We start from the raw sequence: 16,406 nt of genomic DNA on the forward strand, positions 1-16,406 counted from the left end.
AAAGAGGGAGTTGCGTTGTACATTTCCGCACGAGAACGTTCGATCTTAACGTTAATAGTGAAGCAGAACGATGGAATACCATTATCTGATATAGCTAAGTCGTTGGAAGTTAGTACGCGCACGATCCAACGTGACCTTAAAGGAATTGAGGATATATTAGCTGAGTTTAACTTATCTTTAAAAAAAGGTATAAATGGGTTTGGGGTTGTAGGAAATCTAGATGACCGCGTAAATTTAATGTCTTTTCTAGGGACATTAGACCATGAAGAATACACCCCAGAGGAGCGCCAAGTTGTGCTCCTCTCTCACCTTTTACACGTGCGAGAACCTGTAAAGTTATTTGCGTTAGCGAATGAATTGAATGTGACGGTCGCCACCGTCAGTAATGATTTAATTAAAGTAGAGAAGTGGCTAAGTCAATTCCAGTTGACCCTCATAAAAAAACGGGGTTATGGGGTTGAGGTAGTCGGTGATGAAGTTATTATACGCAGAGCTTTAAGTAAATTAATTAGTGAAAATTTAAATGAGGATTACTTTTATCAAATCCTCAGTGGTGTGGAAGAAGAACAAACGGCTATTTCAAGAGTTGTCTTAAAGCGGCTGATGCATTATGTTGATTTGGATACTGTAAAAAAGGTAAAAGAAACGATCGACAAATGGCGGATTACCGTAGCTGAGGAAATGGTTGATAGTTCATATGTTGGTTTAATCGTTCATGTTACATTGGCGATTGAGAGATTAAAGCAAGGTGAGAGAATTGAGTTAAGAGGAGAGTATCTCCATTCTTTGCAAACGTATAAAGAGTTTGACCTTGCCAAATCTTTAGCAGGTGAACTTGAAAAAGTGATGGGTATCCAAATCCTAGATGAAGAAGTGGGCTATATCTCGATGCATTTGCGAGCTGTAAAATGGATGAATCAAAAAGAAGAGGTATTAGAAGGTTCAGATTTACAATTAGCTGTGACGGTCAAGAAATTTATTGATGAAGTAGGGAAGGAGCTTAATCTCTTTTTAGAAGACGATGCTCTTTACCAAGGACTAGTCGCTCATTTAAAACCGGCAATGTATCGAATGAGTCAAAGGATGAAAATTCATAATCCTCTTTTAGAAAAAATAAAAGACGATTACGCAGAGCTTTTTCATGCCGTCAAAATGGTTGCCAAACGTATCTTTCATTCGTTGGATATTCCAGATGAAGAAATTGGTTTCCTTGTTATGCATTTTGGTTCTGTATTAGAAATTAGGCGTAAAAAAGCTGAATTAAAAGCATTGGTTATTTGTTCTAGTGGAATCGGCTCATCAAAGTTGTTGGCAAGTCGATTAAATAAGGAATTTCCGGAGATTACGATGTTGAAGAATGCCTCTCTATTTGAATTAGGGCAGCTTCAACTCCATGATTATGATCTAGTCATTTCAACGGTTCCATTACAAGGAATCGGCCATTACTTTCATGTGAAGCCATTTCTGTCAAAGGATGAAGTGCAAACCATTAGAAATTATCTTGATAACGTCTTAACTGAAAAAGCGGTTGTTTGGAAAGAGAACGTTCTTCAGCCTAAAAAAGGAACACTTCAATCATACAATCAGCATTTTTTTAAAGTGGTTGGAGACATTAATGAGGATATCCAAATCGTTCTGCAACAGTTCGAGCTTAAAGAATTAAAACCTGACCTATTAGAGAATAACTTAGCCGCTCTATGTAAATCGTATCAACATAAGAAGATTATTCAGTCTTCTGAGGATGTTTTAGAGGCATTACTTGAACGAGAAAAATTAGGCGGACTAGCGATACCAGGTACATCATTAGCTTTATTTCACACGAGACATCAGCAAATCAATCAGCCATTTTTCTCTATATATCAATTGCAAGAGCCTCTTTTAAGACGAGGGATGGATAACCAAAGCATTTTAGTCGAAAGAATCTTAGTTTTATTAGCACCCGAAACATTTACAGAGCATCGATTAGCTTTGTTAAGTTATATTAGTGCGTTAATTATTGAAAGTGAGCAATCAACTCATTTATTTGAACAAGAGAAAGAATTAGAGATAAAACAATTTCTTGCAAATCGTTTTAAAGAATTTTTGCAGGAAACTTTACAAAAGGAGTGGACAAAATGAAACAAATTTTAGCAAAAGAAAACATTCAATTTAATGGTCAAGCGAAAACGAAAGAAGAGGCAATTAAAGAAGTCGGTGCCATTTTAACGGAAAAGGGATATGTAAATCCAAGTTATGTCGAGAAAATGTTAGAAAGGGAAGAGCTCACTTCGACGTTTATGGGCAATATGTTGGCGATTCCACACGGAACAGACGATGCAAAAAAAGAAGTAATAGCGTCTGGTTTAGCGGTTCAAATTTATCAAGATCCAATTGATTGGAATGGTGAAGAAGTTCGATTGGTCGTTGGAATTGCCGGAATTGGTGATGAGCATTTAGAAATCTTATCTCAAATTGCCATTGTTTGTTCAGAAGAAGAAAATGTAAATAAAATTGTTGAGGCATCAGAGCCGAGTGAAGTATTAGCCCTATTCGAAGAGGTGAACTAATGATGAAGGCGGTCCATTTTGGAGCAGGTAATATCGGGAGAGGGTTTATCGGTGCTCTTTTGCATCGCTCAGGTTATGAGGTTGTTTTTGTAGATGTAAATGCTGAAATTATTGACGAATTAAATCAAAAAAAAGCTTATACAGTTCATATTGCAGAAGAAAATGGACAGCATGAAACAGTGACGAATGTAAGAGGCTTAAATAGTCAAACTCAAGTAGAACAAGTGATTGAGGAAATTGCTTCTGCTAATATTATTACAACTGCCGTAGGACCTAATATTTTAAAATTTGTCGCTGAGCCGATTGCAAAAGGACTAAAGCAACGCCGAGGGAAAGAAGCAGTTGTCATAGCTTGTGAAAATGCAATTGGAGCAACAGAGACGTTAAAATCTCATATCGAGACACATTTGACGGAACAAGAAATCACTGAGATTGAAAAGGTCACAAGCTTCCCTAACTCAGCCGTTGATCGAATTGTACCGAATCAACAGCATGAAGAGCTTCTTACGGTAGCGGTTGAACCGTTTTATGAGTGGGTTATTGATCAAGCGGCGATTCATACAAGCCGACCTGAAATTAGTGGTGTTACTTATGTTCAGGACTTAGCGCCTTATATTGAACGAAAGCTTTTTACGGTTAATACAGGACATGCGATGGTTGCTTATTTAGGGTACGCTAGAGGAATTGAAGCGATTAATGAAGCGATTGCCGATGAGACAATTGAACATAAGGTCCGAGGGGCTTTAGAGGAAACGTCCACCTTATTAACTGAGAAGTACGGCTTTGATCGTGCGGAGCATAAAAAGTATGTCGAAAAGATTTTAAACCGATTCAAAAATCCATATCTCTCTGATGATGTCAAACGAGTCGGCCGAGGTCCACTTAGAAAGCTTAGCTTTAATGAAAGATTTATTAAACCAGCCCGTCAATTAGTTGAACTCGGCTATGAACCAAAAGCCTTATTAGAAGGAATCCAAGCAGCGTTTCACTTTGATGTCCAATCAGACGAGGAAAGTGTCAAGTTACAACAAATGTTGGCTCAAAAAGAGCTAAAAGAAGTCATTGTTGAAGTAACAGGATTAGATAAAAACAGTGCTCTAGTTGAAGAGATTGAGAAAAGATTGAGCTAAACAAAAAGTCGGTAGGGGAAACTTAGAGTGTTCCTCCTACCGGCTTTTTTTGTCGAATAAATAAAGACTATCAAAACTAGGACATTTATATTAGGATAAAATTATTAGTAGTTAAATTTATAGCAGGGGAAAGAAGAGGAGGGAAAAGATGGAAATACATGATGCATATAACACAAAAAGAGTTCATCTTGTCAGCTTAACCTTAATTTGTATTTTGGTGCTGTTGTTAATTGTTCCAGTTGTCATGGACAGAGGGTTACAAGATACTATTCCTATAGTAATTGCTTGTGCAGGGATTGTTTTACTAAGTGTTTTGAATTATTTCTTACCAATTTCAGCATATTTGAAAGGGTTTTCATTTGCTCTGATACCAAATTGTGCGGCTCTTATCCTTCTTGTTTTAGACGGCTTCACTTTAAATAAACATTATATAATTATTGTCACAATTGGTGTTGTCGCCCTTTATTTTAAGAAAAATTTGATTCTCTATTTCGGTATCTTTCTAAATATTGGCTTAATCACAATTTATCTTATTGGACCAGAGCAATTACTTGGTGCGGACCATCAACTTAAGGCGATGGTTACGATTTTAGCAATGGTCAATGGTATCTTAGTAGTCTTATATTTATTAACCAAATGGGGACGTGAATTAATTGAAGAATCGTATCAGAAGGAATTAAGGGCTAACCAATTATTAGAACAGCTCAAAGAGACGTTCGGAGCAATTGAAAAAGGGACGGATCAATTAGAGAATAACGTAACTCACTTTAATACAAATATCGAGACTATTTATGAATCCAGTCAGTATATGCTTGATGCTGTACAGCAAATGACCGAAGCGATCCAGGAGGAATCGAACAGTCTCCATGTGGTGAATATAGCAATGGGGAATTCATTACAAAAAGCTAATGAAACAGTCACGATATCAGAAGGAATTGTCCAAACATCAGATTCAATGAATGGACGAGTAGCGGACGGTTTAGAAAAGATAAAACAAGTGTCTAATCATGTACGAACGATGCATTCATCAATTAGTTTAACGACAACAACCGTTTCTGATTTACAGGAGAGCTTAACGAAAGTAAATAGTTTGTTAGGTGGCGTCAAGAAGATTGCCGAGCAAACGAATCTATTAGCTTTAAATGCTGCGATTGAATCGGCCCGTGCAGGGGAACATGGTAGGGGGTTTGCGGTAGTCGCTGATGAAGTTCGTAAATTAGCGGAGCAAAGTGAAGAAATAACCGTAACGATTACAGATGTGACCACGACACTCTTTGAAAAATCGCAACTTGCCCAAGAGAAATCAGTGGAAGGTGAACGGGCTGTTAAAGAAGGAGCACATTTACTTGAAGATGTTGCTGACTTCTTTTACGAAATAAAAAATTCTTATCAACAGACGAATGTGGAGCTCACAAAAGGAATGGATGAAATAAAAGGGGCAACTGAACATTTTATGGATGTTCAAGCACAAATCGAGAATGTCGCCAATATATCAGAAGAAAATGCCGCATCAACAGAAGAGATATTATCAACCTTGGAAAGTGAGCACAATTTAATTATGAAAATGAACGAATCAATCGCACAGATAAAAGAATTAAGTGCGGAATTAAGAGCACTCGTTCACCATGAAAATAAATAAAAAGAGACCATCATAGGATACAATAAATGAATTGGGAAAGCGATGAGAAGGTTAAATCACCTCTCATCGTTTTTTCTTGGAGCACTAGCTTCGTACTCTTTTTGAGGAACATCAGATCGAATGCTGTGGTTTAACTTTCGCGAATTTGCTGATAAAGTTGAGCAAATTGGCTTTTGTTAAAAATTTGTGGAACTGGATAAAGGGGGTTTGCTTCTGTATAAGCCCGGTTTACCATTAATGGAATGTCCTTATCTTCCACTTTTGTTTTGTTTGGAATACCCATCTTATCATTTAAATTCTTAACCGCTTCAATAAATGCCACAGCCTTATCGGCTATCGGAGTGGTTGACTCAACTAAGTTGACAGCGTCTGCTAAGTTAGCTAAACGAGGATAGACCTTTTCCCCATAAGCTTCTAATACATAAGGCAATATAATCGCATTGGCTAATCCGTGAGGGGTTGAATAAAACCCACCTAAAGTATGGGCGATAGCATGCACATTTCCGACATAAGCACGGCTAAACGCTAACCCAGCTAAATAGGAGGCCTTTTGCACCTTTTCGCGTGCTTTGATATTTTCCCCATTTTCATAAGCCTCATATAAATTTTCTAAGAGGAGTTTAACCGCTTCTAAACATTGCTGTTCGGTTTCGGATGTAGTGCTTTTGCCAATATAGGCTTCGATTGCGTGTGTTAACGCATCCATGCCTGTTGCTGCTGTTAAGTTTTTCGGCAGTTTAATGGTCAAGTTGGGGTCAAGAACGGCGATGTCTGGTGTTAACACCGGATCCATTAAAGCATACTTTTCGAACGTTTTCGCATCGGAAACAACGGCAGCTAGTGTCGCTTCACTACCTGTTCCGGCTGTAGTTGGAACGGCGATAAGTAGTGGTGTTTCTTTTTGTACTTTCATTACCCCTTTTAATTCACTTATTTTTTTATTCGGTTGAGCGACTCGAGCGGCAATAACTTTTGCACAATCAATTGGAGAGCCGCCACCAAAGGCTAAAAGAGCGTCACAATGAAGCTCTTTGTACTGTTGTAGAGCTTCTTCTATTAAATCAATCGTTGGATTTGGTTTTGTGTCGCTAAAGACATCGTAACGAATGTTTGTTTTATCTAATTGTATGAGCAAAGGTTCCATTAATCCTGAGGAGACAATGCCTTTATCGGTGACGATAAATAGATGATTTATTTTTTGATTTATGATATAAGAGGGGACGTTATTTATACTTCCAACTCCTTCAATTAGTTGAGGTTTCCTCCATTTTAAAAAAGTAGTGAAGGTCCGCATTATCATTTGGTAAGTCCGACAGTATTGTTGATACATTTTGTTTCAACTCCTTTACTGATTTTATGGTAACTATACCCTTTTTCCTATATGATAATAGTAACGCATCGTTCTAATGGAGAGGTGTTTATGGAATTAGTTCTATTTATTTTTATCATACTTGTTGCTTCAATCTTGCAAACTAGCTCAGGATTCGGTTTTTCAATATTAGCTACTCCTTTCTTATTACTTTTATTTGAGCCGTTTGAAGCTATTCAAATTAATTTATTAGTATCACTTATTATCTCTATGCTTCTATTTAGAAAAATAAATTCTGATATTGATTATGGGATGTTAAGGCGTTTAGTGATCGGAAGCCTTCCTGGTTTGCCACTGGGAATCTATATTTTTTTAACTGTTGATATTTCGTTGTTAAAAGTTGGGGTTAGTATCATTATTCTATGTTTAACGCTATTACTCCTTTTCTCATTTCGAATTAAACAAAAACAGTCAAGGGATTATGGAGTCGGTAGCATCACAGGTACTCTGACTACGGCGATTGGCATGCCTGGTCCACCATTATTGCTCTATTTTTTAAGTACAAATACATCAAAAGCCACCGTTCGAGCAACAACTCTAGCTTTCTATTTATTTATCTATTTTGTTAGTTTTGTTATCCAAATGATATTTGCTGGGACGAGTCAGGTTGTTTGGACTTCCACGGTTATAAGTTTACCTTTTGTTCTCGGTGGTTTATGGGTGGGACAATATCTGTATCGGAAAATGGATCAAAGAACCTTCCGTATTCTTACATATATTCTATTATTTTTTACAGCGATTTATTTGTTAGTAGAGAGATTTATTTAGAGAAAAGGATGGGGAAACAATGAAACTTGCCTTAGTAACAGGTGCAAACAGTGGCTTCGGCTTTTTGATCACAATTGAATTATTAAAGCAGGGATATACAGTCGTTGCGACGATGAGAAAGTTAGAAAATCGTTTGGAGCTTGTTGAACAGGCCCATCAACTTCGTATTGAAGAACATTTACATATAAAAAAAATGGATGTTACTAATCCTGAAGAAGTTAAGAAGGTGGCAGAAGAATTAACAGCTACATTTGGGCAATTAGATATATTAATTAATAATGCAGGCTACTGTCAGGCTGGTTTTTTTAATGATCTGGAATTAGATGAATGGCAGGAACAATTTAACGTCAATGTAACAGGAGCTTTTTTAGTGACAAAGGAACTTCTGCCTTTATTAAAAAAATCTGCACCTGCGAAGATCATTAATATTAGTAGTGTAAGTGGTTTTATTGCTTTTCCGGGATTGTCTGCTTATTGTGCCTCTAAGTATGCCTTAGAAGGATTTAGTGAAAGCTTAAGAATTGAACTATTAAGTGAGCAAATTTACGTATCGTTAATTGCACCAGGCTCTTATCAAACGAGAATTTGGGAAAAGTCATTAAAGGATGCTGAAAAATATAATCTTGAGCAGTCGCCATTCAAAGCAAAAGTGATTAATCAAGCAAAAGAAGCGTCTGCTAATGCAGGTGACCCTAATGAGGTCGTTCAATTAGTCATGAAGGTGTCTCAGAAAAAGAAACCAAAGCTGCGCTATCCAGTAGGAAAAGGTATAGGTTTGCTCTATTATCTTAAGAGATTACTGCCCTATGCTTTGATGGAAAAACTGATCTTGCTGAAGGTGAAAGCTGGGAATTGAGACAAGAAAGTCTTAACCAAGAAAAAGGCTGTGCGAAAGTCATGTTATCTCTTTTGCACAGCCCTATTATTTTTTTAATAAACTTTATCACCGTTAAAAATCGAATTTTTGACGACGACATAATCAACGTTACGAATCGCCTCAAGTTTATTTCCGCCAGAATAAGAGATAGATGATTGTAAGTCTTGCTCCATCTCATTTAACGTATCTTGTAAAGAGCCTTTATGGTCAACGAGCATTTTTTTACCTTCGACGTTTTTCTTTTCTCCTTTTTGGAATTCAGAAGCCGAACCGAAATACTCTTTATAGAGCTTACCGTCCTTTTCAATCGTTTCCCCTGGAGATTCCTCATGTCCTGCAAATAGTGAACCGACCATGACCATTGAAGCACCAAAGCGGACTGATTTTGCAATGTCACCGTGAGTACGGATACCACCATCGGCAATGATCGGTTTACTCGCTGCTTTTGCACACCAACGAAGGGCCGCTAACTGCCAACCACCTGTACCAAAACCTGTTTTAATCTTCGTAATACATACTTTACCAGGACCAATTCCAACTTTGGTTGCATCAGCACCTGCATTTTCAAGTTCACGTACGGCTTCAGGAGTTCCGACATTTCCAGCGATAACAAAGCTTGCTGGTAAATGTTTTTTAATATGTTGAATCATCTCAATGACAGCATTGGAATGTCCATGAGCAATGTCAATTGTAATAAACTCAGGAATTAACTCTTTCGTTGCTAATTGTACAATAAAATCATACTCATCATCTTTTACACCGACACTAATCGAAGCAATTAACCCTTTGTTATGCATGTCTTTAATAAAATCAGCACGCTTTTCAGGTTGAAAACGATGCATAATATAAAAATACCCGTTTTCAGCTAGATTAATGGCGATTTTTTCATCAATGATCGTTTGCATATTTGCTGGTACGACCGGTAATTTAAATGTATGACCACCTAATGTAATGCTCGTATCACATTCAGAACGACTGTTCACAATACATTTTGCGGGGATTAGTTGAATATCTTCATAATCAAATACGTTATCCATTATATGCACCTCTAAATACGAATATTTTATCGTTAAGATAATATTAATGTTCGTCCATTAGGTAATTTACCTCATTTTGAAGCAGTTGTCAAAGCATTAATTTGGGAATATCTTTAAGAAAGTAAGAAAACGCTTACTCTGTATGTGTTTAAGCTTGTCAAAATTTTTATTTGAGGCAGTGAATTAGTGGAATAAGAACTGAATTGAATGACATTTTTTTTGAATAGGATTAACCAATAAGTAAAAAATTATTAATGGATTCTAAGAGGATGAGTGGATTGTACTAACTAATCATAAGAAAAGTGATTTTTTGAAAGCTTTGCTTGATGTAAGTGCCTGTTGTTCACTATTTGCCATTACTTATTAAAATGATTACATCAGGTGAACTCAATCCAACGGTCCTGCTTGTTGAAGGGAAGAGATTAATTAAAGTGTTTATTTTGTGAAACATTTACTATTGTTGTGTGAGGGACGACATTTGTTCACCAATAGTAAACGAATCAAAACCTTGCATTCTTATAATGCAAGGTTCTTTGTTTTAAAATATTTTAATTAACCTTTTTATTGACTCTACATAGGGAATAACATTAAACAGCCTACTCCCTCTAAAAAGAAACGAGCAATATTCATAGGCTCTTATTTTTGCTTAAAAGAAGTGAGCTCCTCTTGTTTCCATTCTCCCAAAAATTCGGCTTCATTATAGTTATAAAAATTCGCCAAAATTTCTTTTCGATCGTCGATGAATAGCTGGTCCGCAATAGCTGATACAATACGAGGGATCCCAAACTTCATTCCTGATAGTGCAGAAGCGGTAATTCCACAGCTTATTAACGCTGAATAGTTGAAGGAGAAAAGACCGTGTAGTTTTGGCGTGCCTTCTGTCGTTCGACTCAAAAAGGCGAAACCAGAGCTTAAATAAGGATGAGCGTCGAGGATGTCATTTTTCACCTCGTCTTTTGCTCGAAATTTATCTCCCCAGCGGGCAATATGTTCTTCAACTAAAGCCAGTTCTGGACGTAAGGATGGGTCGGTTAAGAGACCTGTACTTATAATGAGAAAGTCAAACGTATACGTTCCTTTTGGGGTTGTCACTTTTGCACCCTCTGTTGTTTCTTCAACCGAAAGCCATGGGGAGCCAAGGTGTAATTGGAACCCAGGCCAAGCAAGAGCACGGTTAAAAGTATCATTTGTTGGTGGTTGATTATGGTTGAAAAAATGAGCGATTGCTTCATATTTATCCTTATCCTCTAATGCGGCAAAACGCTCAATCATTCCGGAAAGCTCCATTTGTCGGATTGGGTTTATTCTCGGCATTTCTTTTCGGCGCACGAAGACATGGGCTTCGGTAACTTCTTCTGTTAAAGCGTAGTTTGCATTATCAAAAGCAGAAGCTCCTCCGCCTAAAACCGCTATTTTTTTTTCTTTTAAATGTTCAAAATTAATGGATTGTGATGTGTGAGCATACAAATGTTGTGGGAGGTTCTCTGAAATCATCGCCGGAATATGCCATTGTCCTCCACCTTGTATCCCTGTTGCTAGGACAACTTTACGTGCTAAGACTTGTTTAGAAGGTGCTCCTAGACCTGTTAAATGTAAACGATGAAGTCCTTTTTCTACTGGTTCTACAAGCTCTAGCGTTGTCTCGTTCACAACAGGCAGTTGTAACACTTGACGAAACCAGCGCAAATAGTCCATCCAATCATGACGTTGAATTTTGTCGATAGCTTCCCAACTTTCCTCGCCATATTGGGCCTCCCACCAAGCTCGATACGTAAGAGATGGGACACCTAAGTCAATCGATGTGAGCTGTTTTGGCGTTCGCAGTGTAACCATCCGGGCATAGGTGACCCAAGGTCCTTCCTGTCCCTCTTTGTTCTCATCAAGCACTAATATATTGGAAATTCGTTCTTTTAATAAACCAAAGGCAATCGCAAGCCCACTTTGACCCCCACCGACAATGACCACATCATAAACATGCTCATCAGAGTGGGTGGTAGGAGTTAGCCAATCAGCCCCTCCAAAATTTAGATAAGAAAGATCTTTTTGCACTCGTTTATTTAATAAGTCTAAACTCATATATCTTCAATCCTTTCTTGGAGAATTGGCTTCATCGCTTATATTGTCGTTCCTTACATTGAAATGTGATTAAGAAAAGAGTAGCATTGACATGGTGGGATGTGGATGTTCAATTCATCTAAATTTATTTACTCCATTTGGTTAAGTTAGTTAATTGGGAATGTAAAAATACCTGACGCTAGGTTTATATAAATAATTTAAGTGTAAAAGTGCTTATGTTAACTTTTGTTTATCCGATTCATCGGATGAATAAATAGGGGATTAATCATTTATTATAGTGGCTACATTTTTAAGCAGGTCATTTATGTGAGATAATGCTACAAGGTTTTAGTGCTCTTTATACCAATGTCATGGTCGCTAGAATTGGAAGGCTGGTTATTGAAAAGTAAAAACGTTAAACTGAATACAATATGTTGGATACATAAAGGATGAAGATCATGAGAAAAGAAGTAACGGTTAAAGTAAAGCCCAAATTTTTAAAAGGATATCGAGCAGGCTATCCTCTTATTTCTAAAGAGGCATTAGAGAATATTAATCAACTGACAGAGGAAGGGACCCTCGTTAAGTTAGTTGATGATAAGCATCAATTTTTAGGGAAAGGTTATTATGGGAAGCAAAATAAAGGCTTTGGTTGGATTTTAACGAATAAAGAAAAAGAAAAAATCGATCAATCATTTTTTGAAGAAAAAATTCAAAAAGCAGTAGCAGAGCGCAGAGAATTGTTTCAATCGGACGATACAAATGCGTTTCGAGTTTTGAACGCAGAAGGAGACGGTGTTGGAGGTTTAACGATTGATTTTTTTGATGGTTATTATTTAATTAGCTGGTACAGTGAGGGAATGTTTTCTTTTCAGAAGGATGTTATTGCCGCATTAGAAAACACAGTGGATTACAAAGGAATTTATCAAAAGAAACGATTTAATACGGGTGGGCAGTACATAGAAGAAGATGATTTTGTCGCAGGCACACGCGGTGAGTTCCCGCTTATTGTGAAGGAGAATGGTGTTCAATTTGCGATCTATTTAAACGACGGAGCGATGGTCGGTGTCTTTTTGGACCAGCGTGAGGTTCGGAAAACGATCCGTGACCATTATGCAGAGGGTAAAACGGTGCTGAATACTTTTTCTTATACGGGGGCTTTTTCTGTTTATGCCGCGTTAGGAGGAGCACTTAAAACGACGAGCGTTGATTTAGCCAATCGTAGTTTAGCGAAAACGATCGAGCAATTCAGTGTCAATGGTGTCGATTATGAAGCACAAGATATTATAGTTGATGATGTCTTCAAATATTTTAAATATGCGAAGAAAAAGGAGAAGACCTTTGATCTTGTTGTGCTTGATCCACCCAGTTTTGCTCGTTCTAAAAAGTTTACTTTTAGTGCCGCGAAGGATTATACGAATCTTCTAAAGGAAGCGATTGAGATTACTGAAAAAGGAGGGGCCATAGTTGCTTCGACAAATAGTGCTTCCTTTGATATGAAGAAATTTAAAGATTTTATTGATCAGGCCTTTAAACAAACGAATACAAAGTACAAAATCGAAGAAGAATTTTCCTTACCAGCAGACTTCAAAATCCATCCACAATATCGTGAGGGTGATTATTTAAAGGTTGTTTTTGTGAGGAAGCGATAATTAAAGGACGCAGTGAATCTAGTTTTCCTATAGTCCCATAAGGTCACTAGCTGGCTTTGTGGGATTATTTAGTGTGGGGAGTTAGGATAAGTAATGAAAATCACGAGTTTGGGAAATTAGGGTGCGAAAAAGCTGGGATAAGTAATGAGAATCGTGGTTTTGGTGAATTAGAGTGCGAAAAATCTGGGATAAGTAATGAGAATCGTGGTTTTGATAAATTAAGGTGAGAAAAAGCCGGGATAAGTAATGAAAATCACGAGCTTGGAAAATTAGGGTGCGGAAAGGCCGGGATAAGTAAGGAGAATCATGAGTTTGGATTAAGTCCGTATAATTGTGTAAAAAGAAAAAGGGTTCATCTTAATTCCCTTTGGTTAGAATGTTTTTTACCGCTAAAAAACAAAACCAGGAGGAAAAAGATGACCCAAGTACAGTTTAACCTAAATTTGGAAAGTTTAACAGGGAAAATCAATCATTCGAATCTAGATGAAATTACAAAAGCAGCTATTGTATTAGTTTTTAATGAAATTATGAAGAAAGAGCAGGATGATTATTTAAGAGCCTCATCCTATGAGCGGATAGAAAGTCGAGTCGATTATAGAAATGGATATTATGAGCGTGAGTTAATTTTAAGTTCAGGGAAAATTACTCTAAAAGTTCCGAGGACACGTAGTGGAGAATTTTCTCCAAGCCTATTTGAGCGGTATTCAAGGGTTGAACAAAGCTTGGTATTAAGCATGATGGAGATGGTCATTCAAGGGGTCTCTACACGTAAAGTAACGCATATCGTCGAACAACTTTGTGGTCAAAACGTATCAAAGTCCTTTGTATCATCGATGACAGAAAAGTTAGATCCCGTTGTCAGAAAATGGTCAATCCGCCCATTGAACGTGGTGTATTACCCTTATGTATCTGTGGATGCGATGTATATAAAAGTAAGAGAGCACCAAAAGGTCGTGTCTAAGGCTGTTTATATTGCCCAGGGCTTTACGAACCGAAACAAGAAAGAAATCATCGGGTTCATGGTTAGTCATCAAGAGAGTTATGAAGCATGGAAAGAGTTTCTGCAGAGTTTGAAACAAAGAGGGCTAGCGTCACCTAAACTCATGATTTCAGATGCACACCAAGGTCTCAAAAAAGCGATAAGTACTGTGTTTGTAGGGACTCCCTGGCAAAGGTGCACCGTTCATTTCAAACGAAATTTATTTAGTGAATTACCGAAGAAAGGAATGGAAATCGAAAAAGCCATTATCAAAGATATATTTAACTCACTGGACGCTGAAATGGCAAGAGAGAAATTAGAGAAATTTCTGGTAACCTATAAGGAAAATCGTAAGTTACAAAAAACTTTAACGAAACTCGAAGAAGGTTTTGAAGATGCCATCCAATTCCTGAACGAACCGATTAAATGGCAACGTCATATTCGCTCAACTAATTCACTTGAACGCTTAAACCAAGAAATACGTCGTCGTGAAAAAGTGATACGAATCTTTCCAAATGACAACTCGGCATTCCGATTAATTGGTGCTTTACTTATAGAATTAGATGAGCGTAAATCACAAAAGAACATCCTATCTTAATTGAGAAAACAGAAGTGAAAAGAACCGAAAATAGAATCGACAGGTTTTTCTGAAGGAAGGGGGTACCCCCTTCCTTCAGAAAAACCATAAAACATTACTAACCATAATTTACACAGAATGAAGGACTTGACTTGAGTTTGAGAAATTACAGTACGAAAAACCAAGGCAGTGATTGGCTTTTACATTAACGTCGAAAAATGCTATCCCATTTAATAGGGATGCTTTTCCATCTTCTTTCATATGCTATAAAAAAGCAGAAAAGGTTCGATTTTATGATAAAAAAATGGTTAAAGATTACTTTTATATTAATTCTCCTATACGTTGGGTATGTTTTGATTTCGACAACTCTTGTTTTTAAAATCCACACACCAACTGCCCCGGATTGGCAACCCACATTTGAAAGTGGGGAGAATGAATCCGATGATCGGGTCATGCTCGTACAGGATCGTTTTGAATCGGGAATGGCTCGGATTCAATTGATTGATCACGCTGAACAATCAATTGAAATTTCTTCATATGCTGTACATGAGGGGAAGTATGCTGATTTATTTTTTGGAGCTCTGTTTGAAGCAGCTGATCGTGGCGTTCATGTCCGAATTCTTTTAGACGGGATCGTCAATAAGTGGAATTCAGACCTTCGTGAGTTAAGTTATGCGATGTTTGAGCATCCCAATATGGAGTATCAGTTTTACGAACCTTTGAACTTACTCAAACCGTGGACATGGAATAATCGTTATCATGATAAATTATTAGTCATTGATAATGAGATGGTAATGGTCGGGGGTAGAAATATTGGCGACCGTTATTTTGGTCCAGAAGGTGCAAAAGATGCGACCAATGATCGCGATGTCATTGTGATGAATACAGATGAAGAACGATATGAACAGAGTGTTTTATTTGATGTAGGGCAATATTATGATATGGTTTGGAACCACGATTATACAAAAGCAGTTGTAACCGATGTTTCGAAAAGGCAACGTAATAAAGGAAAAGCTCGAGAACAAGAGGTAAAAAAAACATATCAGCAAGCTGTTGAACAATATCCTCAATATTTTTTAGAGGAAGTCGATTGGTTAGCGACATCTTTTCCCGCAAATCAGGTCAAGTTTCTGCATAGTCCAATTGAGCGACTGAATAAGGAGCCCATCATTTGGTTAGAGCTCATTCACCAATTAGAAAACGCATCAGGTTTTGTTTATATGGAGAGTCCATATATTATTCCAACGAAAAAAATGCTTGCGTATTTAGAAGACAGCGAAGTGGAGATAGAAAAGATCAAGTTAATGACGAACTCATTTGCTTCGACTCCTAATGCTGTCGCTTTTTCAGGGTACTATCCAAATCGTGATCACTTGGCAGTGGAATCCAATGCCTTATATGAATTCCAATCAAACACAGAGTCGTTACATGGAAAAACGTATATTTTTGATCAAAAAATTAGTTTAGTCGGTTCCTTTAATTTAGATGCGAGAAGTACTTTTTTAAATACAGAGGTAATGGTTTTGATTGATAGTGAACCGTTTGCTAGGCATTTACAGGAAGAGATTGATTATGCGATGGAACAGAAAAGTTTACGGGTTTTGGGTGATGGGTATGAAGCTGATCCTAATGTTGAGGAGGCTGATGTGAGTGGTTGGAAAGTTAGGAAGATTAAAGCCTTATCTTATATCACAAGGTTTTTTGATTACCTATTATAAAAAGAGAAAAGGGACTGTCCGATTAGGTTTTCGAAATGAACCTAATGGCAGCCCCTTTT

General features: G+C 37.4%; 12 protein-coding genes. 9 read left to right on the top strand and 3 right to left on the bottom strand.

Going from position 1 to position 16,406, the window contains the following annotated elements:
* Positions 1 to 15: 15 nt before the first annotated feature.
* The 4 genes from AA0017_RS20085 to AA0017_RS20100 all read left to right on the top strand — a co-directional run bounded on the left by AA0017_RS20085 (position 16) and on the right by AA0017_RS20100 (position 5,315).
* Complete coding sequence (locus tag AA0017_RS20085) at positions 16 to 2,118, top strand: BglG family transcription antiterminator (RefSeq protein ID WP_413377355.1); 2,103 nt, start codon at positions 16 to 18, stop codon at positions 2,116 to 2,118.
* Positions 2,115 to 2,546 (top strand): PTS sugar transporter subunit IIA, encoded by a 432-nt coding sequence (locus tag AA0017_RS20090; RefSeq protein WP_413377357.1) that lies wholly within the window; start codon positions 2,115 to 2,117, stop codon positions 2,544 to 2,546. Before AA0017_RS20085 ends, AA0017_RS20090 begins: the two co-directional genes overlap by 4 nt.
* A 2-nt stretch (positions 2,547 to 2,548) precedes the next feature.
* Entirely contained in the window at positions 2,549 to 3,676 is a 1,128-nt protein-coding gene (locus AA0017_RS20095) for a mannitol-1-phosphate 5-dehydrogenase (protein WP_413382738.1), read from the top strand.
* A 148-nt stretch (positions 3,677 to 3,824) separates the two neighbouring features.
* Positions 3,825 to 5,315, top strand: coding sequence for a methyl-accepting chemotaxis protein (locus AA0017_RS20100; RefSeq protein WP_413377359.1), 1,491 nt, complete (start codon positions 3,825 to 3,827; stop codon positions 5,313 to 5,315).
* A gap of 130 nt (positions 5,316 to 5,445) precedes the next feature.
* On the opposite strand, the gene AA0017_RS20105 is transcribed toward AA0017_RS20100, so the two are convergent.
* A complete protein-coding gene (locus tag AA0017_RS20105) occupies positions 5,446 to 6,645 on the bottom strand; it encodes an iron-containing alcohol dehydrogenase (RefSeq protein ID WP_413377361.1) in 1,200 nt (399 codons plus the stop codon).
* Positions 6,646 to 6,735: 90 nt separating this feature from the next.
* Here AA0017_RS20105 and AA0017_RS20110 point away from each other — a divergent pair, with 90 nt between their 5' ends.
* Both AA0017_RS20110 and AA0017_RS20115 read left to right on the top strand, forming a co-directional pair.
* Complete coding sequence (locus AA0017_RS20110; RefSeq protein ID WP_413377363.1) at positions 6,736 to 7,452, top strand: sulfite exporter TauE/SafE family protein; 717 nt, start codon at positions 6,736 to 6,738, stop codon at positions 7,450 to 7,452.
* A 19-nt stretch (positions 7,453 to 7,471) separates the two neighbouring features.
* Positions 7,472 to 8,308 (top strand): SDR family oxidoreductase, encoded by an 837-nt coding sequence (locus AA0017_RS20115; protein WP_413377365.1) that lies wholly within the window; start codon positions 7,472 to 7,474, stop codon positions 8,306 to 8,308.
* Positions 8,309 to 8,382: 74 nt separating this feature from the next.
* On the opposite strand, the gene guaC is transcribed toward AA0017_RS20115, so the two are convergent.
* Together guaC and AA0017_RS20125 are read right to left on the bottom strand one after the other, a co-directional pair.
* On the bottom strand, positions 8,383 to 9,366 hold the full coding sequence (gene guaC / locus AA0017_RS20120; protein WP_413377367.1) for a GMP reductase: 984 nt from the start codon (positions 9,364 to 9,366) through the stop codon (positions 8,383 to 8,385).
* Positions 9,367 to 10,002: 636 nt separating this feature from the next.
* Positions 10,003 to 11,442, bottom strand: coding sequence for an NAD(P)-binding domain-containing protein (locus tag AA0017_RS20125; RefSeq protein WP_413377369.1), 1,440 nt, complete (start codon positions 11,440 to 11,442; stop codon positions 10,003 to 10,005).
* A 437-nt stretch (positions 11,443 to 11,879) separates the two neighbouring features.
* Between AA0017_RS20125 and AA0017_RS20130 the strand changes: the two genes are divergently transcribed.
* The 3 genes from AA0017_RS20130 (at position 11,880) to AA0017_RS20140 (ending at position 16,347) form a co-directional block, all read left to right on the top strand.
* On the top strand, positions 11,880 to 13,073 hold the full coding sequence (locus AA0017_RS20130) for a class I SAM-dependent rRNA methyltransferase (protein WP_413377371.1): 1,194 nt from the start codon (positions 11,880 to 11,882) through the stop codon (positions 13,071 to 13,073).
* 416 nt (positions 13,074 to 13,489) lie between these two features.
* Entirely contained in the window at positions 13,490 to 14,650 is a 1,161-nt protein-coding gene (locus tag AA0017_RS20135) for an IS256 family transposase (protein WP_413377373.1), read from the top strand.
* A gap of 272 nt (positions 14,651 to 14,922) precedes the next feature.
* On the top strand, positions 14,923 to 16,347 hold the full coding sequence (locus AA0017_RS20140; protein WP_413377375.1) for a phospholipase D-like domain-containing protein: 1,425 nt from the start codon (positions 14,923 to 14,925) through the stop codon (positions 16,345 to 16,347).
* The last annotated feature ends 59 nt before the right edge of the window (positions 16,348 to 16,406 follow it).

Origin of the sequence: Alkalihalobacillus phoenicis, from assembly GCF_047302405.1 — a bacterium.
In the GTDB taxonomy this organism is placed as follows: Bacteria; Bacillota; Bacilli; order Bacillales; family Bacillaceae_D; genus Alkalihalobacillus.

Coding starts and splice junctions, on each gene's coding strand:
- guaC (WP_413377367.1), bottom strand. CDS start 9,366: ATGGATAACGTATTTGATTATGAAGATATTCAACTAATCCCCGCAAAA.
- AA0017_RS20140 (WP_413377375.1), top strand. CDS start 14,923: ATGATAAAAAAATGGTTAAAGATTACTTTTATATTAATTCTCCTATAC.
- AA0017_RS20115 (WP_413377365.1), top strand. CDS start 7,472: ATGAAACTTGCCTTAGTAACAGGTGCAAACAGTGGCTTCGGCTTTTTG.
- AA0017_RS20125 (WP_413377369.1), bottom strand. CDS start 11,442: ATGAGTTTAGACTTATTAAATAAACGAGTGCAAAAAGATCTTTCTTAT.
- AA0017_RS20105 (WP_413377361.1), bottom strand. CDS start 6,645: ATGTATCAACAATACTGTCGGACTTACCAAATGATAATGCGGACCTTC.
- AA0017_RS20095 (WP_413382738.1), top strand. CDS start 2,549: ATGAAGGCGGTCCATTTTGGAGCAGGTAATATCGGGAGAGGGTTTATC.
- AA0017_RS20135 (WP_413377373.1), top strand. CDS start 13,490: ATGACCCAAGTACAGTTTAACCTAAATTTGGAAAGTTTAACAGGGAAA.
- AA0017_RS20090 (WP_413377357.1), top strand. CDS start 2,115: ATGAAACAAATTTTAGCAAAAGAAAACATTCAATTTAATGGTCAAGCG.
- AA0017_RS20100 (WP_413377359.1), top strand. CDS start 3,825: ATGGAAATACATGATGCATATAACACAAAAAGAGTTCATCTTGTCAGC.
- AA0017_RS20130 (WP_413377371.1), top strand. CDS start 11,880: ATGAGAAAAGAAGTAACGGTTAAAGTAAAGCCCAAATTTTTAAAAGGA.
- AA0017_RS20110 (WP_413377363.1), top strand. CDS start 6,736: ATGGAATTAGTTCTATTTATTTTTATCATACTTGTTGCTTCAATCTTG.